The sequence below is a fragment of the Ulvibacterium sp. genome (genome assembly GCF_965228935.1).
In the GTDB taxonomy this organism is placed as follows: domain Bacteria; phylum Bacteroidota; class Bacteroidia; order Flavobacteriales; family Flavobacteriaceae; genus Ulvibacterium.
In genome coordinates, this window is the sequence record NZ_OZ245846.1 from 4,133,495 (window position 1) to 4,160,064 (window position 26,570).

Annotated in this window: 17 protein-coding genes; 11 read left to right on the top strand and 6 right to left on the bottom strand. The window is 44.1% G+C overall.

From position 1 onward, the window contains the following. Window positions 1-174: 174 nt before the first annotated feature. Together ACO06Y_RS17625 and ACO06Y_RS17630 are read right to left on the bottom strand one after the other, a co-directional pair. The gene (locus ACO06Y_RS17625; protein WP_422080328.1) at window positions 175-2,826 is read right to left on the bottom strand and encodes a DNA gyrase/topoisomerase IV subunit A; all 2,652 of its coding nucleotides are present in this window, start codon (window positions 2,824-2,826) and stop codon (window positions 175-177) included. 26 nt (window positions 2,827-2,852) lie between these two features. After that, window positions 2,853-4,712, bottom strand: a complete 1,860-nt coding sequence (locus ACO06Y_RS17630; protein WP_422080329.1) for a DNA topoisomerase IV subunit B — start codon at window positions 4,710-4,712, stop codon at window positions 2,853-2,855. 60 nt (window positions 4,713-4,772) lie between these two features. Here ACO06Y_RS17630 and ACO06Y_RS17635 point away from each other — a divergent pair, with 60 nt between their 5' ends. Next, a complete protein-coding gene (locus ACO06Y_RS17635) occupies window positions 4,773-4,895 on the top strand; it encodes a hypothetical protein (RefSeq protein ID WP_422080330.1) in 123 nt (40 codons plus the stop codon). Here ACO06Y_RS17635 and ACO06Y_RS17640 read toward each other — a convergent pair. From ACO06Y_RS17640 to ychF, 3 genes are all read right to left on the bottom strand, one after another. Continuing rightward, window positions 4,892-5,797 carry a DMT family transporter gene (locus ACO06Y_RS17640; RefSeq protein WP_422080331.1) on the bottom strand — a complete coding sequence of 302 codons (906 nt, stop codon included), beginning with the start codon at window positions 5,795-5,797 and terminating at the stop codon, window positions 4,892-4,894. The two genes, ACO06Y_RS17635 and ACO06Y_RS17640, sit on opposite strands and share 4 nt — an antisense overlap. Window positions 5,798-5,955: 158 nt before the next feature. Then, a complete protein-coding gene (locus tag ACO06Y_RS17645; RefSeq protein WP_422080332.1) occupies window positions 5,956-7,884 on the bottom strand; it encodes a fimbrillin family protein in 1,929 nt (642 codons plus the stop codon). 107 nt (window positions 7,885-7,991) lie between these two features. Then, window positions 7,992-9,086: a redox-regulated ATPase YchF gene (gene ychF, locus ACO06Y_RS17650; RefSeq protein WP_422080333.1), complete on the bottom strand. Its 1,095-nt coding sequence runs from the start codon at window positions 9,084-9,086 to the stop codon at window positions 7,992-7,994. A 737-nt stretch (window positions 9,087-9,823) separates the two neighbouring features. Here ychF and ACO06Y_RS17655 point away from each other — a divergent pair. The 6 genes from ACO06Y_RS17655 to ACO06Y_RS17680 all read left to right on the top strand — a co-directional run bounded on the left by ACO06Y_RS17655 (window position 9,824) and on the right by ACO06Y_RS17680 (window position 21,621). Then, window positions 9,824-9,976 (top strand): hypothetical protein, encoded by a 153-nt coding sequence (locus ACO06Y_RS17655; protein WP_422080334.1) that lies wholly within the window; start codon window positions 9,824-9,826, stop codon window positions 9,974-9,976. Between the two features lie 4 nt (window positions 9,977-9,980). Next, window positions 9,981-11,363, top strand: a complete 1,383-nt coding sequence (locus ACO06Y_RS17660; protein WP_422080335.1) for a fibronectin type III domain-containing protein — start codon at window positions 9,981-9,983, stop codon at window positions 11,361-11,363. Between the two features lie 15 nt (window positions 11,364-11,378). Beyond that, window positions 11,379-14,768 (top strand): hypothetical protein, encoded by a 3,390-nt coding sequence (locus tag ACO06Y_RS17665; RefSeq protein WP_422080336.1) that lies wholly within the window; start codon window positions 11,379-11,381, stop codon window positions 14,766-14,768. A 23-nt stretch (window positions 14,769-14,791) separates the two neighbouring features. After that, complete coding sequence (locus tag ACO06Y_RS17670; protein ID WP_422080337.1) at window positions 14,792-20,860, top strand: DUF6443 domain-containing protein; 6,069 nt, start codon at window positions 14,792-14,794, stop codon at window positions 20,858-20,860. 9 nt (window positions 20,861-20,869) lie between these two features. After that, a complete protein-coding gene (locus tag ACO06Y_RS17675; protein WP_422080338.1) occupies window positions 20,870-21,151 on the top strand; it encodes a hypothetical protein in 282 nt (93 codons plus the stop codon). Between the two features lie 98 nt (window positions 21,152-21,249). Continuing rightward, window positions 21,250-21,621 carry a transposase gene (locus ACO06Y_RS17680; protein ID WP_422080339.1) on the top strand — a complete coding sequence of 124 codons (372 nt, stop codon included), beginning with the start codon at window positions 21,250-21,252 and terminating at the stop codon, window positions 21,619-21,621. Window positions 21,622-22,073: 452 nt separating this feature from the next. Here ACO06Y_RS17680 and ACO06Y_RS17685 read toward each other — a convergent pair whose 3' ends face one another. Then, on the bottom strand, window positions 22,074-22,427 hold the full coding sequence (locus ACO06Y_RS17685) for a 4Fe-4S dicluster domain-containing protein (protein WP_422080340.1): 354 nt from the start codon (window positions 22,425-22,427) through the stop codon (window positions 22,074-22,076). Window positions 22,428-22,556: 129 nt separating this feature from the next. On the opposite strand from ACO06Y_RS17685, the gene ACO06Y_RS17690 reads away from it, so the two are divergent. From ACO06Y_RS17690 to ACO06Y_RS17705, 4 genes are all read left to right on the top strand, one after another. After that, complete coding sequence (locus tag ACO06Y_RS17690) at window positions 22,557-23,618, top strand: acyl-CoA reductase (RefSeq protein WP_422080341.1); 1,062 nt, start codon at window positions 22,557-22,559, stop codon at window positions 23,616-23,618. Between the two features lie 121 nt (window positions 23,619-23,739). Then, window positions 23,740-24,804 (top strand): 3-phosphoserine/phosphohydroxythreonine transaminase, encoded by a 1,065-nt coding sequence (serC, locus tag ACO06Y_RS17695; RefSeq protein ID WP_422080342.1) that lies wholly within the window; start codon window positions 23,740-23,742, stop codon window positions 24,802-24,804. Window positions 24,805-24,883: 79 nt separating this feature from the next. Further along, complete coding sequence (locus tag ACO06Y_RS17700) at window positions 24,884-25,834, top strand: D-2-hydroxyacid dehydrogenase (RefSeq protein WP_422080343.1); 951 nt, start codon at window positions 24,884-24,886, stop codon at window positions 25,832-25,834. 76 nt (window positions 25,835-25,910) lie between these two features. After that, on the top strand, window positions 25,911-26,543 hold the full coding sequence (locus tag ACO06Y_RS17705; RefSeq protein ID WP_422080344.1) for a DUF937 domain-containing protein: 633 nt from the start codon (window positions 25,911-25,913) through the stop codon (window positions 26,541-26,543). Window positions 26,544-26,570 lie beyond the last annotated feature (27 nt).

Below are 26,570 nucleotides of genomic sequence, written 5' to 3' on the forward strand. Positions count from 1 at the left end.
ATAAGGCTATTAGTTTCAAAAAAACAAAATGTTCACCCTTTATAAGCTTCTGGAAGATAATTTCTTACTTTACTTAAACATATATCCGTAATTATCCAAGTCTCCGTACCTGTATTGCCATAATTGCATGTCCGGAAGATGGATTCCATTGAAGTCTATATCTGGATATATGCTTTAAAAAAGGGTAGTTTGCTCATTATCACCCTTCCCCTGATCCTCATCTCCATTTGGATTTAATTTGTCCCCTGTTGTTCCCGAAGCTACATTTTCCTCGTCCACCACCTCTATATCCAGGGTATCCTTAGGTTTGGGCGGTTCATAGGGCAATGGGTCCAAAGCATTGATTTCAAGCACTTTCTCCTTGGTCAGTTGGTTGCCCATTGCAGTAATCCCTTTTACGGATATGAATTCCTCCAAATTAATTTCTAGATTATCCCTTCGATCCTGCCCCCGTTTCTTGGAGAAAACTATTTCTGCCCTGGGACGATAATCCGTGAAGATTTTTTCCAAGTAAGATTTGGCATGGTCCGTAATGATAATTTCTTCCCTATCCGGGTTGTCAACTAAAAATCGCTTTACGTAGAATAGCTCCTTCTCGCCTTCCCAGTGGATTGCGGAAAGTGGTTTGTTGGGATCCCATTTCTCCAAGACGATCATATCATCATCAAAACGGAGCGTAAGCTCGGGGATTACCGTTTTTACCAGACCATTTTGATTTACCAATAGCAAGCGATCCTCCCCGGTAAATTCCCCTAGGAATTCTCCGCGCTCATCCATATTCAAACGCTGTACGGTTTCATCGAACCAGAGTTTACGGGGCTTTAGGGTAGATAGTCCTTTTTCCTTAAGCTCTATGCGTTTTACCGAGTATTTTGTTACGATGTTTCCCTTGGAGGCCCTGCCCTTGATCAACACATCGGCAAAATCCATATCCCATTTCAATTTTTTGATACTTCCGACCTGCCTTAGGTTTACGGTTACCACTTCGGCTTCGCCATTCGGATTAGCGGAAAAATAGGATACGTCGGTACCGGCCTTGCCACTGGTCAGATCATAGGCCTTGTCCCTCGTAATACTGGTTACGGCGAAACGTTTTATGTACGTGGCACCTCCCCTGCCATCTTTATAGATCATATTATAGATGGTACGTTTATCCTTTTTCTTGAATACGGCAACATGGATAATGTTCTTGCCTACAAAGGTTTTGGCATCCACTTTGGTCACCATCATTTTCCCGTCCTTGGTGAAAACGATAATATCATCTATATCGCTACAATCCGTAACATATTCATCACGGCGAAGCGAAGTACCGACAAAACCCTCTTCCCGGTTTACGTAGAGTTTGGTATTGCGTATGACCACCTTGGTCGCCTCGATATCATCAAAAACCCGGATTTCCGATTTCCGCTCGCGTCCCTTTCCGTATTTGGATTTCAAATCCTTGAAATAATCGATCGCAAAATCGACCAAATTGTCCAGATGATGCTGGGTCTGGGCAATTTTTTCTTCCAGGCTTTCCAAATGTTGTTGGGCCTTATCCAAATCGAACTTGGAAATACGTTTTATTCGAATTTCGGTCAACCGTACGATATCCTCTTCGGTGACCGTTCTTTTTAAATGTGTGATATGGGGTTTCAACCCTTTGTCTATGGCGGCTATCACCCCCTCCCAGGTTTCCTCTTCCTCGATATCCCTATAGATACGGTTTTCAATAAAGATGCGTTCCAACGAGGCAAAATGCCATTGCTCTTGAAGTTCGGAAAGCTGAATTTCGAGTTCTTGCTTCAACAATTCAACGGTTGCATCCGTAGAACGTCTCAACATTTCGGTAATCCCAATAAACAAAGGTTTATTGTCCTCGATGATACAGGCCAAAGGGGAAATGGACGATTCACATGAGGTAAATGCATAGAGGGCGTCAATGGTCTTGTCCGGAGAGATGCCGCTAGGCAAATGCACCAGAATTTCAACTTCGGCCGCCGTATTGTCCTCTATCTTTTTGATTTTTATTTTTCCCTTATCATTTGCCTTGAGAATGGAGTCGATCAAAGAGGAGGTATTGGTGCCAAAAGGAATTTCGTTAATGACCAAGGTGTTTTTGTCCTTTTGGGAAATTTTGGCCCGGACACGTATTTTACCTCCCCGCAGGCCATCATTGTAATTGCCCACGTCAATAATACCGGCGGTAGGAAAATCGGGAAACAACTTAAAACGCTGTCCTTTCAAATGCTTTATGGAAGCGTCGATAAGCTCATTGAAATTATGGGGGAGTATCTTGGTGGAAAGACCAACGGCAATACCTTCGGCCCCTTGGGCCAATAATAACGGAAACTTTACGGGTAAGTTGACGGGTTCCTTTTTTCTGCCATCATAGGAAAGCTGCCATTCGGTAATCTTAGGGCTAAATACGACCTCCAGCGCAAATTTGGAAAGCCGGGCCTCGATGTACCTGGAAGCGGCGGCACTGTCCCCGGTTAGGATATTTCCCCAGTTTCCCTGGGTATCGATCAACAGATCTTTCTGACCGATCTGTACCATGGCATCGGCAATACTGGCATCCCCATGAGGGTGGTATTGCATGGTATGGCCCACCACATTGGCCACCTTGTTGTAGCGACCGTCATCCAGCTCCTTTAAAGCGTGCATAATACGGCGCTGAACAGGTTTAAATCCGTCCTCTATGGCAGGTACGGCCCGTTCCAGAATAACGTAGGAAGCATAGTCCAGAAACCAATCCTTATACATGCCCGTAACCCGGGTAAGGGTATCCTGGGAGCTATCCGGGCTTTGTTCATGTGCCTCGTTCACTTCTTCATTCTCTTCCATTCAGAACAGATACGTATAATTTTGTTTTACAATGGATTATCTTCAACTAAATCCACTTCTACTTTAAGGTTATTGATAATGAACTTTTGACGATCGGGGGTATTCTTGCCCATATAAAAATTCAACAACTGTTCAATGGACATCGCCTTATCCAACATCACGGGTTCCAATCGGATATCATCCCCGATAAAATGCCGGAACTCATCCGGAGATATTTCTCCCAAGCCCTTGAATCTAGTGATCTCAGGCTTCCCGGTCAGTTTTTCAATGGCCTGTATCTTCTCTTCATCACTATAGCAGTATATTGTCTCTTTCTTGTTTCTGACCCGGAACAAAGGGGTTTGTAGGATGTATAAATGTCCTTCCTTTATCAGTTCCGGGAAGAATTGGAGAAAAAAGGTAATTAACAGCAACCGGATATGCATTCCATCTACATCGGCATCCGTGGCGATTACAATATTGTTGTAGCGCAGTTCCTCCATGGAATCCTCTATGTTCAGTGCTGCCTGTAGGAGATTGAATTCCTCGTTCTCATAAACGATTTTTTTGGACATGCCATAGGAATTCAAAGGCTTTCCACGGAGACTGAACACTGCCTGTGTATTCACATCCCTGGATTTTGTTATGGACCCGGAAGCGGAATCCCCTTCGGTGATGAACAAGGTACTTTCCAATCTCCTATCGTTCTTCATGTTATCCAAATGTACACGACAGTCCCTCAGCTTTTTATTGTGCAGGCTTGCTTTTTTTGCCCGTTCCCGTGCCAATTTTCGGATACCGGAAAGCTCTTTCCGCTCCTTTTCCGCCTGTATAATCTTGCGCTGTAGTTTTTCAGCTGTATCCGGGTTTTTATGTAAATAATTGTCCAGTTGCCTACCCACAAAATCATTGATATAGGTCCGCACAGTTGGTAAACCCCCTCCCATATCCGTAGAACCCAACTTGGTCTTGGTCTGGCTTTCGAATACAGGCTCCATGACCTTAATGGATATTGCCGAAATAATGGATTTCCGTATATCCGAGGGGTCATAACTCTTTCCGTAGAAATCACGGATGGTCTTTACTATGGCCTCTCGAAACGCAGACTGATGCGTACCTCCCTGAGTAGTATGCTGTCCGTTCACAAAAGAGTGGTATTCCTCACTATATTGGGTTCTGCTATGGGTAATGGCAATCTCGATATCACTTCCCTTTAAATGAATAATGGGGTACAACATGTCCTCTACATTATTGTTGTCCTCCAACAAGTCCTTTAATCCGTTTTCGGAATGGAACTTTTCGCCATTGAACACGATAGTGAGACCAGGATTTAGATACACATAGTTCTTCACCATGCGTTCCACGTACTCATTTCGGTATTTGTATTTTTTGAAGATGGACTCATCCGGGATAAAGGTAACCTTGGTCCCACGCCTTCTTGCGGTCTCCTCCAACAACTCTTCGTTCTTGAGCTCCCCGATTTCAAATTCCGCGGATTTGGATTTGCCCTCCCGTGTGGATTCCACTCTAAAAAAGGTAGAGAGGGCATTCACTGCTTTGGTACCTACGCCATTGAGTCCAACGGACTTCTTAAAGGCCCGGGTATCATATTTTCCGCCGGTGTTCATTTTGGATACAACATCCACTACTTTGCCCAAGGGAATGCCGCGACCATAGTCACGAACGATTACCCGTTCGCCTTGAATGGAAATTTCAATGGTCTTGCCGGCTCCCATGACAAACTCATCGATGCAATTGTCCAATACCTCCTTGAGGAGAATGTAAATTCCGTCATCCGCGGAAGAGCCGTCCCCCAATTTACCGATATACATTCCGGGACGCATTCGGATGTGTTCCTTCCAATCCAGCGAGCGAATATTGTCTTCGGTATATTGTGCTTGAGCCATTTAATGCAGGTTTATCCTTGCTAATATAAAATTTCGAGGCAAAAATCAAAATGGGTGCCTATGAAAGTAATTAACAACGAAAGTACGGAATTTGTTGATAGTCGGGACCAGAGGATTGGAGTCGAAGTCGCAAAACCGTACCTGAAACGAGTTACGTCCAAATCCTTTGCCTTGCCTTCCTAGCTCTTTGCTTTGCCTTTTACCGAAACCAGGCTTACTCCCCCGATTACGATCAACATTCCAAAAATCTGAAGGCCCGTTATCCGTTCATCCAAAAAGAAATAGGCCAAAACAATGGTAGAAATGGGGCCCAGACTCCCAAAAATGGAAAAAGTGGACGCTCCAAGCCTTTCAATGGCCGCAGAAACCAAAAATGAGGGGATCAGGGTAGCGAAAAGTGCCATGGCCAATCCCAAAGCATATACCTGCCATGGATAATGGGCCAATTCAAAATCACCTGAAATTCCGTAATGTACACCTACACATAGGGTCGAAACGATCATAGCGTAGGAAGTAAACTGGAGCACGCCAAACTTTGGAATCAACCAACCACTGCCCACTAAATAAGCGGCATAGGTAATTGCGCTAAGAAAAATCAAAAACCCACCCCATACCGCTGATTCACCTTGAATCTGAATCTCATCCCAGAAAGTAACGACCACCCCAAGATAGGTAACCAAAATGGCCCATGTTTGGGACTTGCTTATTACTTTTCTAAAGAAAAGCCAGGATAGCAACACTACTATAGTGGGGTAGATGAATAGAATAATCCGTTCCAGTCCGGCCTTAATATAATGTAGCCCTATAAAATCGAAAAGGCTGGCGAGGTAGTAACCGACAAACCCGAAAAATAGAACCCAAACATAGTCCTTGACCTGGATTTCCTTGGGATGTAACGGTTTTTTCCATAACGCGATCAACATATAAAAAGGAAGGGCAAAGCCCATCCGAAACAAAAGCAGGGTAACATGGTCTACCCGGTATTGATAGGCAAGCTTTACCATGACCGCTTTCGTGGAAAAGAGCACTACCCCTACAATGGCCAATAGGATTCCAACACCCGAAGCGGACGACTTTTTAAACATTCCATAAAGGTAAAATGAATCTTTTATGGGCTCCAATCCTTTCTTGCAGGATTACGATGGTCAGTTACCATCTGGAAATCGTTGTTTGAAGTTTTAATACTTAAGCGGGTCATGTGCTACATGAATATTGAAAATAATTCTTAGGTGAAAAGGGAAACCTATTCAGCACAATTTCCCATAACTAAGTCATTATAGGACGGATTATATCCATTCTCATTAATAAGCAAATTCTGATTCCACCCACTATCGAATAAGTTTTGTAAGCCACAAAAATCAACGAGATGAGTGTTTTGAACAATATCAATAGCACCACAATTAACAAGGTTTTCAAGGTTGTTAAGGTTGTCTAAAACGGCATTATTTGAAATTCTCAGTCCGTAGGTTATGGACTTTAGACTAGATAGACCTTCCAAGTCTTCAAGCAAAGGGTTTTCCGAAATAAGGAGGCCTCCAGAAATACCGGTTACTGTATTTAGTCCATTTAGGTTCTTTAAACCTTGATTTCGTCTAACAGCAATACTCGTTACTTCGACAAGACTTTCGAAATTAGCCAAATCCACTACATCTTCAGAGCCATTTATTTCAAGGTACTCAACTGATTCTAACATTTTAAAACAGTCCAAATTCCTTAATCCATCATTTTGTACGAGCCAAATATTTTCCGAAATATTTCTGATTTCATCGAATCCTATAATTTCCTCCAATACATAATTGTGGGATATATCTATCGATTCGCCGATATTTATCAGACCATTGAAGCCATTAATAATCCGTAAGTTGAAATTGGCGTGTATATTCAATTCATCGTCAATGGACAATAAATTGTTAAATGAGTCAATTGTGTCCAATCCATCATTGAACGAGATATCAAAAAGTCTATCAACGGACTCCAAACTCTCAAATCCTCTAATCTCGGAAAGAACCGGATTCTTATGAATAGAGAAACCGCCAAGTATATTTTTTAGCGATGGAAAACCTTCTAAACGAGGTAAAATGCCATTTTTTGTAATTTGAAAGTTTTTTTTGATCGATTCTAGGGATTGGAATGCATTTATTATCTCCAGGTAATCATTCCCATCAATAACCAAGCTTTCTTCCAAACTAGTCAAATCGGAGAGGCCATCTATAGATAGCAACTTGTCATTATTTTTGATTAATACATTTGCCAGCGTTTCAATGCCATCAAATCCCGAAATACGTTCCAAAGTAGCATTATAACCAATCTGTATGTCCTTTTTAATGTTAGGTATTCTTTTTAATGTACCCAAATCATGTAAAGGCTTGTTGCCAATAACGGTTAATGATTCAACATTTTCCAATTTATTTAAGCCCTCTATTGACTCTAAACTCCCGTTATAGTATATCCTAAGTTCGCCTCCAACCGACTTTAGGGAAGATAGTCCCGTAATTTTAGTGATACCAGTATTGGCCGCTATTGATAGTTTGCCTCCTACTGCTTCCAAGTTGGGCAAACTATTAAAGTTTTCCAATATATTAAGTTCTTGTATTTCGAGATCACCTCTCACTCGATTAATGGTCTCCAACGAACTTAAATCCTCTATAAAAGGTTCTTCCCTACCACTAATAAACAACTTTCCTGTGATTTCTGTATATAACTGAGAAGCAAAGTTATCCACTTCATTCTGATTTTGAAGAATGACATCGCCGTCAAACACTTTGTGGGGAAACTCTTGCTTTATCGCTACAAACTCCTTCTGGGAGCCATATGCTGTACCAACCGAGTTTGTTGCATAAGCTCTTACATAGTAGGTAGTATTCGCATTAAGGCCATATATATGACTATTAAAACTTCCGATTCCGGATCCATCTGAAGTTTTGTTGTCCGTAATAGTAGGATTTGTTGAAGTACTCCAACATACTCCTCGAGATACTACGTTGGCTCCACCATTTTCTTGGATATTCCCACCTGAAGAAGCCGTATTGCCAGTGATTTGATTAATTGAAGAAGTAGTTATTTTCGGAATTTCCAATTCCTCATTGGTTGGTTCTGCGGTGGGTTCGGATTCTGATTTGGAACACCCGGTTAAAAAGAGAAAAATTAAGATGACAACTCCAATTTTTTTCATATCCCTTAAACGACCCTCATTGACAAATATTTGAAATTGAGCAGGAAAAGTTTTAATCAGTATTGTGTAAAGTTCTTATCTAGGTCCAAATCTTATTGTTCGATATATCACACATTGAACCGAAAATGCATTACATCCCCATCCTGTACAATGTAGTCTTTTCCTTCTACCCGCATTTTACCGGCTTCCTTTACTTTTTGCTCGCTACCATAATGCACATAATCCGAATAGGAAATGACCTCGGCGCGGATAAATCCTTTTTCAAAGTCGGTATGGATTACCCCGGCGGCCTGGGGTGCAGTAGCGCCTACGGGAATGGTCCATGCCCGGACTTCCTTTTCCCCTGCGGTAAAATAGGTCTCCAGATTTAGTAATTTGTAGGCCCCTCGTATCAGTTTCGCGGAACCCGGTTCATCCAGTCCAAGGTCTTCCAGGAACATTTGCCGTTCTTCATAGGTCTCCAGTTCCGTGATATCCGCTTCCGTACCCACCGCCAAAACAAGAATGGCCGCCTCCTCATGGGCTACGGTATTGCGTACTTTTTCCACATAGGAATTCCCCGAGACCGCAGACCCTTCATCCACATTGCACACATATAGCACGGGTTTGTCGGTTATGAATTGTAAAGGTCTTATATATTCCTTTCGCGCTTCCTTTTCAATGGAAATGGCCCGTACAGAGATGCCGGCCTCCAAACCTTCCTTCAATTTTACTAGCACGGCCTCTTCCTTCTGAGCTTCCTTATTTCCGGTTTTTGCTGCACGTTTTACCTTGTCCAGTTTTTTCTCTACGGTTTCCAGATCCTTCAATTGCAGTTCCATATCAATGGTCTCCTTATCACGGATAGGGTCTACGGAACCGTCTACATGGACTACATTATCATTATCAAAACAACGTAATACGTGCAAGATAGCATCGGTCTCACGGATGTTTCCCAGGAACTGGTTGCCCAACCCCTCCCCTTTGCTGGCTCCTTTTACAAGCCCTGCGATATCCACGATTTCCACCGTGGCGGGTACTACGCGTTCCGGATTCACCAACTCTTCCAGTTTTTCCAACCTCGGATCGGGAACATTTACCACCCCAATATTGGGTTCAATAGTGCAAAACGGGAAATTGGCACTTTGCGCCTTGGCGTTGGATAGGCAATTAAAAAGAGTGGACTTGCCTACATTGGGTAGGCCTACAATACCTGCTTTCATTTGTGGAAGACGTTAGCTTTAAGGTTTGGAAAAAGTTTCCATTTTCCAATTCGCGTGCAAAGATAGTTTTTCAAAATGGTTTTGAATCCAATATCACGGACGTATATGAAAATGACCGGGGAAATAAAGAATCAAAGTCCAAAACCTCACTCGGCAATATGCTTGTGTCTCAAAGGTCGGGTTGTCCCTCTGGTCATCCTAAATCGGTAATTGACCATTCGCTTCCCTTACCTCTTTGGGGCTTCAAAATCCAAATAGGTTTTGCTTGGGTTTAAGGCAATTATTCCTTTTTACGGAGTATCATTTTAATGGGAAAACCATTTAGATTTAGGTATAGATACAGCGAGAAAAGAATTATACGATTATAGAAACGGGCAGAAATTGGACGGAGTATATGGTTTATGTATTTCGTCGAAAAACCATAAAATCATTTTTATGTATAGCATAAACTCTATACATTTGAATACAAATCTTACAAAAAATGTAATTTAAATATCTATTTATTAATTAAGTACCAGCCCCAAATTTAACCTACTTGATATGAAAGCTTCCCCCGCTGGACAGGTCATTTGCTGTCCATTTGTACCACTCTTTAAAGTCTCCGGTATTTCACGGATTCCCACATCGGATTTATTTAGCAACAAGTTACTACCTGCGAAAGGAGTTTTCAAACGGAAGGCCTTTCCTATGGCATTCCTGTTTGGAACAAGGGACTATCTCAACGAAAGCTTGGGCGGATGGATCTACCCAGTTCAGAGCTTCAAAAGCAGAACTCGGGGGAGAAGAACAAACTGCTACTGGAGAAGATCAAGGAGTTGACGCTGTATACCATTGAACAACAAAAGACCGTATACCATTTAATCGGTCAAATAAACCTCTTAAAAGAATAGAAAAATGAAAACGATGTTAAAATTTTCCTTGCTGTTAATAGGGACATTTTCCCTGGCCCAGAACAATCTGCTCGATACGTCGACCTGGACCGTGGGAACCGGAGGTGCCACAGGTTTTTGGTTACAGGGAACCGAAGCCGAGAACGTAAGGGAACTGGGAACCGACCCCCATGGTAACCAAACGGTTTTATGGAAAGTAATCCCGGATGGGGCCAACGATGTGGACGGCGGATGGGGCACCACGTATTTGGCTGCAGATCATACCAAAACCTATCGCTTTACGGTATGGATAAAAAAAACGAATTCCAACAGTGGCAATACATATTTTGGCCTATACGCCTATGACTCCGGTAACACAAGGAACAGTCTTAATCTCGATGGCAGCCTAAATGTCAACCCTTATTTTTTCTTGGGTGATCTGCCCCAATTGGACACCTGGTACCTTTTGGTGGGTTTTCTACACGAGAGCGGGTATTCCTCCACGGTGAGTCAGGGAGGTATCTATGACCAGAGCGGTGTAAAAGTGCAAGATCTTACCGATTTTAAGTTTTCGTCCACTTCCTCCCAGATGCGCCACCGGGCCTATCTGTACTATGCTACCAATACGGCGGACCGCCAATTCTTCTGGGAACCTACCATTTATGAGGTCAACGGCCAGGAGCCTACGGTACAAGACCTGTTGGGCCTTGGCGGCGGTTCGGATACCCAGGCCCCTACGGCGCCCACCTTGGCCAGTACCGGCCATACCGACAGTACTGCGGATCTAAGCTGGTCCGGTTCTACGGACGATACCGCCGTTACCGGTTACAAAATTTTCAAGGACGGGGCGTTGGAGGTCACATTGGGCAATGTAAGTACCTACCAGGTAACCGGTCTTACTGCCGGGACGAACTACAATTTTACGGCTACGGCCCTGGATGCCGCAGGTAATGAAAGTACGGCCAGCAATGCTGTGTCCGTAACCACGTACAGTTCGGGAGGCGGCGGAGGCACAGTTTGGAACAGCTCGGGAAACGATATCAATTATACCATCGGTAATGTAGGCATTGGCACAACGACCATCGGCACCTGGAAATTGGCCGTGGGTGGTAGGATACGTGCAGAAGAAGTAAATGTAGAGACCGGCTGGGCCGATTATGTCTTTACGGAGGGATATGACCTGCCTACCTTGGAAGAAGTGGAAAGACATATCCAAGAAAAAGGTCATTTGATCAATATCCCTTCGGCAAAAGAGGTGGAGGCTAACGGGATAGAGATTGGGGAGATGAACAAACTGCTGCTGGAGAAGATCGAGGAACTTACACTTTACATTCTTCAACAACAAAAGCAAATTGAACAGCTGAAAGACTTTGAAAATCAGTTTAAAAACGAACTAATGAATTTCTGAATAACAAATAGAAAAATGAAAACAAGAATATTATTTATATCAATAGCTCTACTTACTTCGGTGAGGGGTACATGCCAAGAGCAATTTAGCAGACTGCCAGGTGTTTCCACGACTGAAAACTTTATGCGAAATCCTTCTATGTTTAGTTTTAATGACTATTCTAATCAAGAGTTGGTTGATTTATATACCGGGATGATAGACGTTGCTATTCCTATTTATGAAATAAAAGAAAAGGATTTGAAAGTCCCTATTTCCATTAGATACCATGAGCCAGGAATTAAAGTTAATGAAGATGCGGGTTGGGTAGGATTAGGTTGGAACCTGGTTGCTGGTGGTCAGATAATCAGAGAAGTACGCGGAAACCCAGACGAATTGATTATGGCGACTAATCCAACAAACGGCAATGTATACATAGAGAACCTAGGTCGGTTTCATGACTTGATAGATATCACGAATCATAATGAGGAGTTTCCTTTGGGGAATAACAATGGCATTAAAGTTATGGATGACTATGTGCAACTCTTAAAGGACAATGCCCTTATTGATTGCAGTACCTCGCGTTTTCCGGTAGCTGAAGAACCCGATTGTGAATTGGCTTGCCAATATGCTCTGGTAAATGCTATCACCCAAATTCCTTTTGCAATTGAAAATCATGGACAACCAGGGGCTAACACGATTGTGTTTTGGAATAGATTTAGAGATACACAACCGGATATTTTTCACTATTCCGTTCCAGGTGCCTCCGGTTCCTTTGTATTGGATAAGGCTGGGCAACCAACACCAATTAACGGAGCTACTGATGTTTCTATTAAACCAGGTATTGGCCCTTTGGCAACTACTGATGAGTGGGAAATTATAACAAGTAATGGAGTTGTGCATAAGTTTCCTAATAATTCAAGCTATACCGAGATATCAAAAAAATCAACAATACAACCTGTTTGGGCACTAGGGTTTTTGGGGTATCAGGACAAGAACTTATCCAAAGAAGATTTCAAAGCCATACCAGATTTACTTGATGAAGACTATAATCCGCTTCAAAGCATACCAAGAGTAGAAAATAAGGTAGTCAATACCTGGTATCTCCATAAAATAAGTTCCGCTGGCTATAATTCTGAAATAACCTTTGATTATCAAAGTCAAGCAAATATTGAACAATACTATTTTGTGGAGGAAAGACTTGATTATGTCGTAACAAAATCGAAAACATATAACGAATTGAGTTATGGTTTTGAATGTAGCCAAGAAGAGAACGTGCATACTATTAATAGTAATCAATATTTTGATGATTATTATCTGTATGGAAATGAAGGCTGTTGTCATACCAGTCCGGAAATACATTCTCGTAAAGACCAATCAAGTTTTTTTCCTGTCTTACAAACCGTTGTAAATCCTAAATCGTTAAACCAAATTTTTTTTGCAAATGGAACCGTTGAATTTGTGTTGGATACACAACTTCGTCCTGATATGCCAGGAAATTATGCACTGAAAAATATTGTATTGAAGAACAATGCTTTGGAAACGATGAAAAACTTTGAGTTTGACTATTCCATTTTTCTAGAATTGCCATATGTCAGTGTATCCGAAAGTTCGAGATTAAAACTCGTTGGTTTAGAAGAAAAAAGCACGAGTGCCAACAATCCAAAAAAATATCAATTTAAATATGAAGAGACCAAACTCCCTGGCCAATTTTCGAATAGTCAAGATTATTGGGGATTTTATAATAATAATACTCAAAATACATTGATTCCAAATAGTAATAGGCTTGGTGTTTCTTTTACCGGTGCGGATAGGTCCCCCGACGAAGATAAAATGAAAGCTGCTATACTAAAAAAAGTAATCTACCCAACGGGGGGTAGTAATGAATTCTTTTATGAAATCAATAAATATAGGGATAAAAGCTATAATCTTGAGAGTCCTATTGGAGGATTACGTGTATATAAGACGATAACCCATGATGGGCAGTCGACCTCAAACGACATTATTAAAGAATATACTTATGGCAACACCGGTTTTTCTTCTGGAAGAACGGCACAATTTATAGATAGAAATTGGTGGCGTTTTTTTCAGAATGATTCCTATTACTCTGAGTATAGAACAAATAACACATTACTTGAACATTTGTTTCTCAAAAGAAGCTCTCAGCCTATTTATGATTTTGAGTTGACAAAGGGAAGCTTAGTTGGCTATAGTAGTGTAACGGTCAGTCAAAACGGTAATGGAAAAATACTATATAGTTTTACCAATTCAGAGAATTATCCAGATGGAGAAGGGAATAAAATACAATACCCATATCGTGGTCAGAATGGTTCAGACTTATATCATGATAATTCCCATGTGTCCAAAGATGCTCTACGTGGGCTACTTCTCGAAACTACAGAATTCAGAGAGGATGGTACTTTGGCAAAAAAGGAAAAAAATCTCTATGAACTAAACCCACCGAACCATACTCAAATATTAATAAATAGCCTTAAGGTAGAGAAAAAATATGCTTCCGATTTTCATCTAGGAACCACAAGTAATACATTTCCATTTGATGCGGCCGGTGCTTCACATTATTTGATGGATTTTGGGGGTGTCGAAAGTTATTTTCCTTTTGTGTTTAGAAGAATCGTCTCGGATTATAAAAACGACGGCAGTATTTCATTAACCAAGACCTTTGAGTACGAGAAAAATGGCGATAATCATATGAAACTTACAGCACATGAATTTGTTAATAGCAGTGACAAAATCGAAAAAACCAAATATTACTATTCAGTTGATGGCTACCCTACTGGTAATTCGGTTACTTTAGATGAACTTAATGCTATCGAAAAATTGGTTGAACAAAATAGAATAGAACCAATCTTCATAGAAACTTATAATAATAACTCACGTACTTTTCGTTCTAAAAACACTTATAAAAGCGAGTTTAATAATCTAGTAAAATTAAAATCAAATTTTTACTCAAAAGGAGGGCATGATTTTAGTAATAAGTTTGATTTTTCATATGACGGCAAGGGAAATCTCTCGGTAGTCTCAAAAATCGATGGCCCCCATACCTATTACATTTGGGGCTACCAACAAGAATACCCCATAGCCAAATTAGAGAATTTCACAAGTACAGAAGCGAGTGGCATTCAAACAATAATTGATGCAGCGGTAAACGCTTCCAATGCAGATACTAATGATGTAAACGAGGATTTGCTGCGTAACGCATTGGACAATCTTAGGAACGCTGCTGCTGGCGCACTGGTTACCACCTACACCTATGATCCGCTAATCGGGGTAACCAGTATAACCGATCCCCGGGGCTATACCATTTATTATATCTATGACGATTTCAACCGTCTCAAGGAAGTGCGCGATCAGGACAACAACTTGGTCACGGACTATGAGTACCATTACCAGGGAACCCCTCAAAATTAGACGCTAACCAATTTCTTAAAGTCATGAAAATTCAGGATACACATATTCGGAAAGTACTGTTTGCCTTTTCTATGGCAATTCTATGGAGTTTTGGAGCTATGGCCCAACAAGGTCAAACGGTTACCATAAACGGAGATGCTTCGATAGTTTTGAACAGCCAAAAAAACTACAATGTTTTCACCAGTGCATCAACATACTATTGGTGGATCAGTGGCTCGGGAGGGCAAATCATCGGGAGCAATTCATCCTCGTCGGTAACGGTCAAGGCCACATCATTCGGCAATTTCACCTTGAACGTCCAATTGGATAACTATACCTACGTCGGTTCTAAATCCATTAGCGTACAGTGCAACCCCATAGGAACCCCTTCCACGACCCAGATCCAGCCGACATGTTCCATTCCTACCGGGACCATCACGGTGACAAATTTCTCCCAGTCCAATCACACGTTCAGTTTTGATAACGGCGCTACCTATCAGGCCACAAGCTCCAAGTCCGGACTTTCTCCCGGGACATATTATGTTAAGGTCAAAAATTCGGGTGGATGTGTTTCATCAACAAGAACGGCAACGATCAACGGAATACCTTCGGCACCCTCGCCCCCTAGCGTTTCGGACAGGGAAATCTGTTCGGGCCAGACCACTACCTTGACGGTAAGCAACCCAATACCGAACGGCACCTATAAATGGTATCTGGGCGGTACCGAGGTGGGCGATCAACCTTCGCTTACGGTAAGTCCTTCTGCCGGTAAAAAGACCTATAGCGTAAAAGTGACCGATAACCTTGGTTGCGAGAGTAACGCCAGATTGGTCGAGGTAAATGTGATCGGCTTGCCCGCACCTTCGAACAACAGCCCTATACGGGATTGTGAATCGGGCTCCACCGTTGAGCTCTCCGTCCAAAACTCGAAAACGGTCAATGGGGATGTCCGCAATGACATGGTCCATGTATGGTATTCCGACCAGAACCGCAACAACATTGTATCCCATGTACCGATCAATGATGCTTCTTCGGGTACCCTGGCCACCCGAAAGACCATAACCCTTCAGCCGGGCCAGAGCGCAAGCTATTGGGTCGCGATCAAGGTGGGCAACTGCGAGGGGCCCCTGGAGGAAGTAACCGGAGAGTATATCGACAGTTCGATAGACGGTGGGCAGGTTTCCGCCCCCCCGCAAACAACGATATGTTACGGTACGGACCCGGGGAACATGGCGAACTCCGTTTTGCCGTCCGGAGGGGACGGGGCCTTCTCCTATATATGGCAGTATTCGGACGATAACAGTATTTGGGACGACATTCCGGGGGCCACCTCGGCCTCTTATGATCCCTCGGGCGGCCTGGTGGGCGACCGATGGTACCGAAGAAAGGCGTTGTCCTGTAACAGGTTCGGCTATTCGAATACGGTCCCGGTTTCGATCCGGGCCAATGTTCTACAACCTGACCTACAGCTCGTATCGCAGACCACCTGCTCGTCCCCTACCGGTAGCTTTAGGATTACCAATCACAATAGTACCTACTCTTACAGTGTAGATCCACCTACGGGGGTCGTCGCGGTCAATGGGGATACGTTTACGGTCTATCAGGGTACCTATACCATTACAGCTACGGACAACGGCTGCTCTTCCATCGCATCCGATCCCATTGAGATATTTGAACAGCCCTTTGTACCGGGCAAACCTTTGGATCCAATTGATTTCGACGACTCGGTCTGTGGGGAGATTACCCTGACCAAGGGCGAGCCGAATTCGACCGCCAATGCCACCTGGTACTGGCAGGCCGAACCAACGGGCACAAGCACCGGTCCGGCCAATTTGGACCCAACCGTTACCTTGACCGCCGGAAGCGTCTATTATCTCAGGGCAAAGCACAACGACTCCAATTGTTGGGGAGAACCCCGGGTCATCGACTATACGATCAATCACGTCCCTTTGGAGGCTTCGGGGAGCGATGTCTCCCGATGTGGTCCGGGGGCCGTTACGCTGACTGCCTCGCCGGGTACCCATGGCGATGAAATCCGATGGTATACCGCCGCCTCGGGCGGGTCACCACTGACTACGGGGGTCAGTGCCAATACCTTGGAGTATACCACCTCGGGCATAGGTGCCACCACCACCTACTTTGTGGAGAGTTACAACAGCACCACAGGTTGCTTTTCACCGACCAGATATGCCGTTCAGGCCATTGTCGATACCGGTAGTGCTACCTATTACTATGATGAGGACAACGATGGTCTGGGAGATTCCAATGTTAGCATACAGGCCTGTACACAGCCCGGTGGCTATGTGACCAATGCGTCCGATCTTTGCCCGGATTTTCAGTCGCCGACGAACGACTGTCCAATAGATCCCTTCGACCAGAACTACGTCTATACCCGAACCTATCGGGAACCCCGGACCACAGTCCCGTTACAGAAATTCGATGAGGGCGGTGACGGGCTGTTCGACGTGGAGAACGAATATGTACAGGACATCACCTATTTTGATGGCCTGGGCCGGCCTATGCAACAGGTGGGTATCAGACAGTCCCCCAACGATCAAAAGGACATTGTGACCCATATCAGGTACGATGCCTATGGCAGGCAGGACAAGGAATGGTTGCCCCTCCATGAACCGGACAGTGCTATAGGCAGCTACCGTTATTGGGACATGGAAAGGGCCACAAAACAGTATTACAAGACCCATCCGGTATATGGCGACGACTTTACGGGATTGCTGGAGGCCGATGTCAATGCTTACTCCCAAAAGCACTTTGAGCCTTCCCCCATGAACCGGGTATTGCGGCAGGCCGCGCCCGGGGAGGACTGGAAACTGAATGTTGCTGTGGACGATCGAAGCATCGAATTCGATTATACGTCCAATGATACCCTACAAGTACGCTTGTTTAGCGTAGATCTTACGGCAGGCCTGGAGAGTCCGGTTCTGGCCGGGGCCGATGATGGTTTTTATCCCCCCGGCAAACTCTTTAAAAATGTTACCAAGGACGAGAACCATGATACGGTGGACGGCAAACTGCACACCACCGAGGAGTTTACGGACAAACAGGGCAGGATAGTGCTCAAACGGACCTATGCGGATATACCGGCCATGGATCGGAACGGGGATGGCGACACTCTGGACCCAGGGGAAGAAGCGCGCCCACAGGAGCCCCATGATACCTATTATATCTATGACGATTATAGCAACCTTACCTACGTATTGCCCCCCAAGATGGAAGCAAGCACAGCTACCTTGGTCGAGATCAATACCGATCTCGCCGAACTGGGCTACCAATATGTCTACGACAACCGCAACCGCCTGGTGGAAAAGCAACTGCCCGGTAAGGAAAGGGAATATATTATCTATAACAAGCTGGATCAACCCGTTATGACCCAGGATGCCAACCTAAGGGCGAACAACGAATGGTTGTTTACCAAATATGATGCCTTTGGTAGGGTAGCCTATACAGGCATATATACGCATACTGGTTCCATTAGCAGGGTGGATATGCAATCTGATCTGGATAACCACTATGTGGACGGCAGCGGCAACCGCAACAGTACGGACATGTACGAGGAACGGGACAATGCCAGTGCAGCAAATTATAACTACACCAATGCTACCTTTCCAACGGCCAATCTGGACATACTAACGGTAAACTATTTTGATGACTATAATTTTGACCGTGCCGGTACGGGGGAAACGGCCACTGCCCTGGGCGTGGCCAGTGCCCCCGATGTAAAAAGCCTGGCCACAGGGAGCAAGGTAAAGGTACTGGGCACCACCGATTGGATAACCACTGTAAATTATTACGATACCAAGGGCAGGCCAATTTACAGTTATACCAACAATGCATATTTGGGTACGGTGGATATCGTGGAGAACCAGTTGGACTTTACCGGGAAACCACTGAAGACAAAAACGACCCATACGCGGAACACTGTTACCATCGTTACGATCGACAATTTCAGCTATGACCATACGGGTCGACTTTTGGCCCAGACCCAGTGTATCGGGGACGAGACCCTTGGCGATTCCTGTACAGGAGGGGCTACCGCGAACCTGCCCTTGAGCGGAATCATCACGGACAGCCGTGTGGCAACCAATAGCATTATTGTAACCGAAGCCACGCTCTTGCCGGATGCCCGGCTCTATATAGATCCCAACGCTACGGGAACTAATGGATCCGAGGAACTAATCCTATACAACGACTATGATGAACTGGGTCTCCTGATCCGTAAGAAAGTGGGCGGTACGCCGGCTAGCGCTTATGCCACTAGCCAGGAACTCCAGGAAGTGGACTATAGCTACAATGTAAGGGGATGGCTTACAGGAATCAACGATATTTCCGATGCGGTCCCGAATAAATTGTTTAACTTTAGAATAAACTACAATGACCCCGTTCACGGAGGAACACCTCAGTATTTCCAGAACGTAGCAGAGACGGAATGGAAAACGGCCAACGACAATTTGCTTCGCTGGTACAGATATGACTATGACGCCCTTTACCGTTTGGATAACGCGGTGAGTCACAATGGCAATTACGATGTTTCCATGGTCTATGACAAGATGGGGAACCTCCTGACCCTACGGCGGGACGGATGGCAGGACAACGGCGGTACCATCACATACCCCGATATGGATATCCTGGACTACGATTACGGTACGGGGAACAAGCTGACCAAGGTAAGCGACACGGGCAACGTTGATTATGGCTTTAAGGACGGTACCAATACCGATGACGACTACGGTTATGACGCCAATGCCAATATGATCCTTGACCGTAACAAGGGGATTACCTCTATAAGTTATAACCATCTTGACATGCCCACTGATATTGCCGTAAACGGGAATGGGCACAACGGCACCATCAAATTTGTGTACGATGCCACTGGGCAGAAGCTCCGTAGGACAACAACCGAAGGCAGCTCGATCACCACTACGGACTATGTGGGGAACTTCGTCTATGAGAACGACAATCTCAAACAGTTCGACCATCCCGAGGGCTACATAGAGCCAGATGGTTCTGGAGGTTACGTGTATGTGTACAGGTACCTGGATATATGGGGCGATACCCGTATCACCTATGCGGACGATGTGGTCGTCGATGGGTCTATTGATCCGGCCACCGAGATACGCAGGGAACAGAACTACTATCCCGGAGGGCTGGAACACAAGGGTTACAATACTGTTATGAACGGTGTGAAGAACAACCTAAAGACCTATCAGGGTCAGGAGTTCACCGAGGACCTTGGGCTGAATTTCCACGAATGGCGCTATAGGGCTAGCTATCCCGACATAGTTCGCTTCTGGCAAGTGGATCCTTTGGCCGAGGATTATTACTATAACTCTACCTTTGCCTTCCAAGAGAACAAGTTCGGTATTGGTACAGAACTTGAGGGACTGGAAGTGAACCGATTCGATGCGTACAATCGTCTCAAGGGGTTTGGTAGGGCCATCAAAGATGCCGCGGTCGGCATCGTTGAATCGGCAAAATATATTGGTCCGACCGGTGTAGTTCAGGCTTCTGCCGATTTTGCACCAGTTGCAGCCGCAATAGCAGAGGATCCACAAGGTGTTGCCAGTGCCGTAGTGGATAATGTGACGGAGTCTTTGAAGACACCCGAAGGCCAAGGTTATGCGGTGGGTGCTATTTTAACCTTGTTTGACCCATCGCCAGCAGGTGAGACTGGAGCTATATTGAAGACCACTAATAAGTTGGTAGATTTGGCTGAAGACATTGCAAGTCCTTTGTTATTAACGGACGGGGGGAATGTTCCAAATGCAGGCGGTAAAATAACCTCATTTATTACTGAGCAGAGTAGTTCTTTCTTCCGTGTTTCTGACAATGGAGGTCAAGGAGGATTTTTAACAAAAACAAAACCATCTTCATCACAATTTGCTCAAGAAGCATTAGCTTTACCACCAGGTAATAATGCAAGTTTAATACAAGAAGTAACTGTTCCAGCTGGTATTCAATTACAGAGGTCAAGAGCTCTTCCGGCTTTTGGTCGCCGTGGAGGAGGAGAGCAATTCCAAATATTGAATTATAATGACAGGAAGCTAATTGACTTTGGACCTGCAAAACCATTCAATTTAGATTCTTCTTTAAATTAAAAAATAAAAATGTTTGAAAAGATTGATAGTGTTATTAATGATTGGGCAAATACAAAGAATCTCCCTCTGTTAAAGGAGTATCAAGGACAAGAAGTCCGTAGTCTTAACCTTAATACAAAAAAAGGAAACCAATATCAAATATGGGTTGAAGTCGAATCAAAAAACATTGTAAAAATAAGTGCTTGGAATTACCATAAATTAAAAGTTCAATTTACGGTAACCAATGATTGGATAACAAAAGCACTAGACAAATCATTTGAAATTGTAATGTTGTGGGACAGTGAAATTTGACACTCCCCGCTCCGCAGTAGTTGTACTGCTGCGGTAAAACATTCTTACTGTTGTTCCCAAAAAGATGACTTGGCGCACAATTTTTTATAAATTGTGGTATGCAACAGGGCGTAAAACATACGATAAAGACCAATGGTTCGTACTATATGACCATGACCGTTGTTGCCTGGGCAGATGTCTTTACCAGAAAGAACCACAAACAGGCCATTGTGGATCCACTGCAGTATTGCATTGGTCAAAAGGGCCTGAACGTGTATGCGTATTGTGTCATGACCAACCATTTGCATTTGATCGCGAACTGTGATGAACCTTTTCAATTGAAAGATACCGTACGCGATTTCAAGAGACATTCCGCTAGGACAGTTCTGGACCAGGTTCTCAACGAGCCCGAGTCAAGAAGGGAAAACTTGGTTTCAATATTTAAAAATGCGGCACGGGACAATTCACAGAGCAAGGCCTTCAAATTTTAGAAAACGGGCAACCATGCCATTGAACTGTACTCCGAAAAATTTCTATGGGACAAGATCAATTACATCCATAACAATCCGGTTTCCGAGAACTTTGTCTCAAAACCCGAGCATTGGTTATACTCCTCGGCATCGAACTATTTGGAGGAAGAATCGATTCTACCAGAGGTTAGGGTAGTGCCTCAAATGATGAAAACGATAACATAATGGAGTTTCCGCAGCAGTACAACCCTGCCCGCCTATGGTGGGTATTGCGGAGCGGGAAGAGGCAAAAAGAAGTAAGGAAACATCTATATTTACGATGCCGTTGGCACCAAGTTAAAGAAGACGGTCAACGACAATGGTTCTTTGACAAATAGGGTCCTTCAGTTGCAAACGGGTAGTTACAGGAAACAAAAAACCCGATAGTAGTATCGGGTTTAAATTCTATTTTCCAAGTAAATCAAATGGTTCTTCTAATCATCCGGATGCATAAAACGCTGTTTGGTAAGCAAGGTCTCTTCAGACTCTACCCTATCCTCGTCGGGAACACAACAATCCACGGGACAGACTGCAGCGCACTGCGGTTCCTCATGAAATCCCATACACTCGGTACATTTATCCGGGGATATGTAATAGATCTCGTCGCTAATAGGTTCCTGAACCTCATCCGCATTTACGGCCTTTCCATCCGGTAATACGACATCACCTTTTAGCGAGGTTCCATCACTATATCTCCATTCATCCGCTCCTTCGTAGATAGCGGTATTCGGGCACTCGGGCTCACAGGCCCCACAGTTTATACATTCATCCGTTATGATAATAGCCATAATTTTCTTTTTTAAGACTGAATCCGTTTTACATCAAAATCCGTTCAGCAGCAATTTTAGTTTTGTATGTGTATTTTTGCAATTCCTTAAAAGCAAAGGTAAACCCTACAGAATTACTAGACAAATATAATGACTGACCTTAAACGTAGATTAGAAGCTTTTGTTAAACTTGGAAAATTCATTGGGGAATTTTGCGAAAATCCTAATGAACCGCCCTTTAAAGGACATTCAGAAGACCCTTGGTTTCATAAATTGAACCAAAAGATCCGTTTGGCCGGTGAGTCCAACGGCTGGTTTACAAGAGCAAATATCCTTTTTGCCCTGGCGACCTGGAAGGAACTATTGACCGAGGAAAATTTAATGGATTGGTTATCCGCTTATGATCTGGGAAAAAACAAAAAAAAGGATATCGCACTTATCATGGCCGGAAATATACCCCTGGTGGGTTTCCATGATTTTTTGGCGGTCCTTGTTACGGGAAATTCCGCCTTGGTAAAGCTTTCCTCCAATGACAACATCCTGCTTCCCTTTTTGGCCGAATATCTTGGTGAAATGGATTCTACCTTAAAAGATGCAATCCGCTTTACGGAAGGGAAACTGGATACCTTTGATGCCATTATTGCCACGGGTAGCGATAATACGGCGCGATATTTTGAATATTACTTCGGGCAAAGACCCAACCTGATCCGAAGAAATAGGAATTCAGTCGCGATTCTTACCGCAAACGAATCTCCGGACCAGCTAAAGGCTTTGGGCGAGGATATTTTTAGATACTATGGCCTAGGGTGCCGAAGTGTGTCCAAACTCCTGGTTCCGATGGATTATGATTTTGATACTTTCTTTACTTCCATTTACCCCTATAGGGACATCATAGACCATCAAAAGTATGCCAATAACTATGATTACAACAAGGCCATATATCTGATGAGCGAATTCAAGATCCTGGACAATGGGTTCCTCATGCTCAAAGAGGATGAAAGTTACAGTTCACCCATTGCCACACTGTTTTATGAGCGATACCGATCCGTAAAGGATGCTAGACTAAAGTTGGAACAGAATAAGGAAAAAATACAGTGCGTGGTATCCGATGGATCCATCCCGGACGAGATTCCTTTCGGAACCACCCAAAAACCGATGCTCAAGGATTATGCGGATGGGGTGGACACTGTTGACTTCCTGTTAAAAACATAACAGAATTATTTGTTTTCCATGAGGATGATTCCCCATAATTTTATGACCTTTAACGGCTTAATTCGAATAACCCCTTTGAAATACCGAATAATTTACGGAACCTAATAAATTTGGACATCATATGAAAAAACACAATTTTAGCCCAGGACCCTGTATTCTTCCACAAGAGGTTTTTTTAAAGGCCTCCGAGGCCGTTATGGATTTTAACGGTTCCGGATTATCGCTTATTGAGATATCCCATAGAAGTAAGGAATTTGTGGCCATAATGGAACAAACAAGGGCCTTGGCACTGGAGCTTTTGGGACTGGAAGGTAAAGGGTACCAAGCCTTGTTTTTGCAAGGTGGAGCCAGTCTGGAGTTTTTAATGGTGGCCTACAACTTATTGGATAAGAAAGCAGGGTATCTCAATACCGGTTCATGGAGTGAAAAGGCCATTAAGGAGGCCAAGATTTTCGGTGAGGTAATGGAAGTGGGTTCCTCAAAAGATGAGAATTTCAATTATATACCCAAAGGGTATACGGTTCCGGATGATCTGGATTATCTGCACCTGACATCGAACAATACCATTTTCGGGACCCAGGTAAAAAAATTCCCGAAGACCACCGTTCCTTTGGTCTGTGATATGAGCTCCGATATTTTTTCCAGACAATTGGATTTCTCCCAGTTTGACCTGATCTACGCCGGAGCCCAAAAGAACATGGGGGCCGCAGGCACCACCTTGGTGGTCGTTAAGGAAGATGTTCTGGGGAAGGTTTCCCGTAAAATTCCGTCTATGTTGGATTACCAGGTTCATATTTCCAAGGATAGCATGTTCAATACACCTCCGGTCTTTGCGGTATATACCTGTATGTTGACCTTGGAGTGGCTTAAAAACTTGGGAGGAATTCCGGCCATAGAGGAAATCAATGAAAAGAAAGCGCAATTGCTGTATTCGGAAATCGATTTGAATCCTGTTTTTGAGGGCTTTGCCAAAGTAGAGGACCGTTCCCATATGAATGCAACCTTCAACCTGGCCGATGAAAGGTTAAAGGAGCCCTTTGATACCATGTGGAAGGAAGCTGGTATCAATGGCCTCAACGGACACCGATCCGTTGGCGGTTATAGAGCTTCGATGTACAATGCCATGTCATTGGAGAGCGTAGGCATACTTGTGGATGTTATGAGCGAAATGGAGCGAAAGGGATAATCATTGAGCGTTTTTAGTTGTTCGTTGACCGTAAAATCAAGGAGCAATTAAAACAATAGACTGACGACCAACAACCAAAATGAAAATATTAGCAAACGACGGAATAGCACAATCAGGGATACAAGCTTTGGAGAGCGAAGGGTTTGAGGTCTTGACCACAACCGTTGCCCAAGAACAACTGATTCCCTACATCAACGAACATGAAATCATCGGGCTTTTGGTACGCAGTGCCACCAAAGTGCGAAAAGACCTTATTGATGCCTGCCCAAGTCTAAGACTGATCGGTCGTGGTGGTGTTGGTATGGACAATATCGATGTTGCTTATGCCAAGGAAAAGGGGTTACATGTGATCAATACTCCTGCCGCCTCCTCGGAATCGGTTGCGGAACTGGTATTTGCCCATTTGTTCGGAGGTGTCCGTTACCTTTACGATGCCAACAGACAGATGCCCTTGGACGGGGATAGTAAATTTAAACAGCTCAAAAAATCCTATGCCGGAGGAACGGAACTTAGGGGAAAGACCTTAGGGGTAATCGGTTTTGGGCGGATTGGCCGGGCCACGGCGAAAATCGCCTTGGGAGTTGGTATGAAGGTTGTTTATTTTGATCCCTTTTTGGAGACAGCCTCGCTTGAGGTCTCGTTTTTTGACGGCCAATCGGCTTCCTTTACTTTTAGCTCGTTGACCAAGGAAGAAGTATTGCAGGCCTCGGACTTCATCACCCTTCATGTCCCTGCACAAGAAGAGTATGTCATTGGCAAAAAGGAATTAGCGATCATGAAGGATGGTGTGGGTATTGTAAATGCGGCAAGAGGCGGTGTTGTGGATGAAGTGGCCCTGATGGGTGCGCTTGAAAGCGGAAAAGTCTCCTTTGCCGGATTGGATGTCTTCGAATCCGAACCCAGTCCGGAAATTAAAATTTTGATGCACCCCAAAATTTCATTGACCCCACATATCGGTGCGGCGACAGGAGAGGCACAGGATCGAATCGGAACCGAATTGGCCTCACAGATAATTTCGCTATTGAAGTAGGTTTATTTTCCAGAAAGACCAATTGGATTAACACAGTTTTTGTACATTACCGTTCCATTTTAAAATTAACTATAACATGTCTGGATTATTAGATTTACTAAACAGCCCTATGGGCAAACAATTAATTAATGGAGTGGCCGGGCAGACCGGACAGACCGAAAACAAGACCGCCGATGTACTGAGCATGGCAATGCCCCTTTTATTGGGTGCGATGAAGAAAAATGCATCCTCGCCCCAGGGGGCCGAAGGTCTTATGAACGCACTATCCAATAAACACGACGGCAGTATCCTCGATGATCTGGGAGGTCTCTTCGGAGGAGGCGTAGACCAGTCCGTGATGGATGACGGTGCCGGAATTCTGGGCCACGTACTCGGAAGCAAGCAACCACAGGTAGAGAACGCATTGAGCCAGAAATCCGGTCTGGATGCAGGTGCCATAGCCAATATCCTTAAAATTGCGGCCCCTATCGTAATGGGATATCTAGGTAGGGAAAGGAACAACGGCAACGTGAACGATGCCGGTGGAATGAACAGTTTATTGGGAAGTATGCTGGGGGGTCAGCCACAACAAAACCAAAGTTTGATCATGAGCCTAATCGATGCCGATGGTGACGGGAGCGTATTGGACGATGTGGCGGGTATGGTCATGGGCAGCAATAAGAAAAGTGGCGGACTTGGTGGATTGTTGGGAGGCCTCTTCAAAAAATAATTTTGATTATATCGACCTTATTTGATA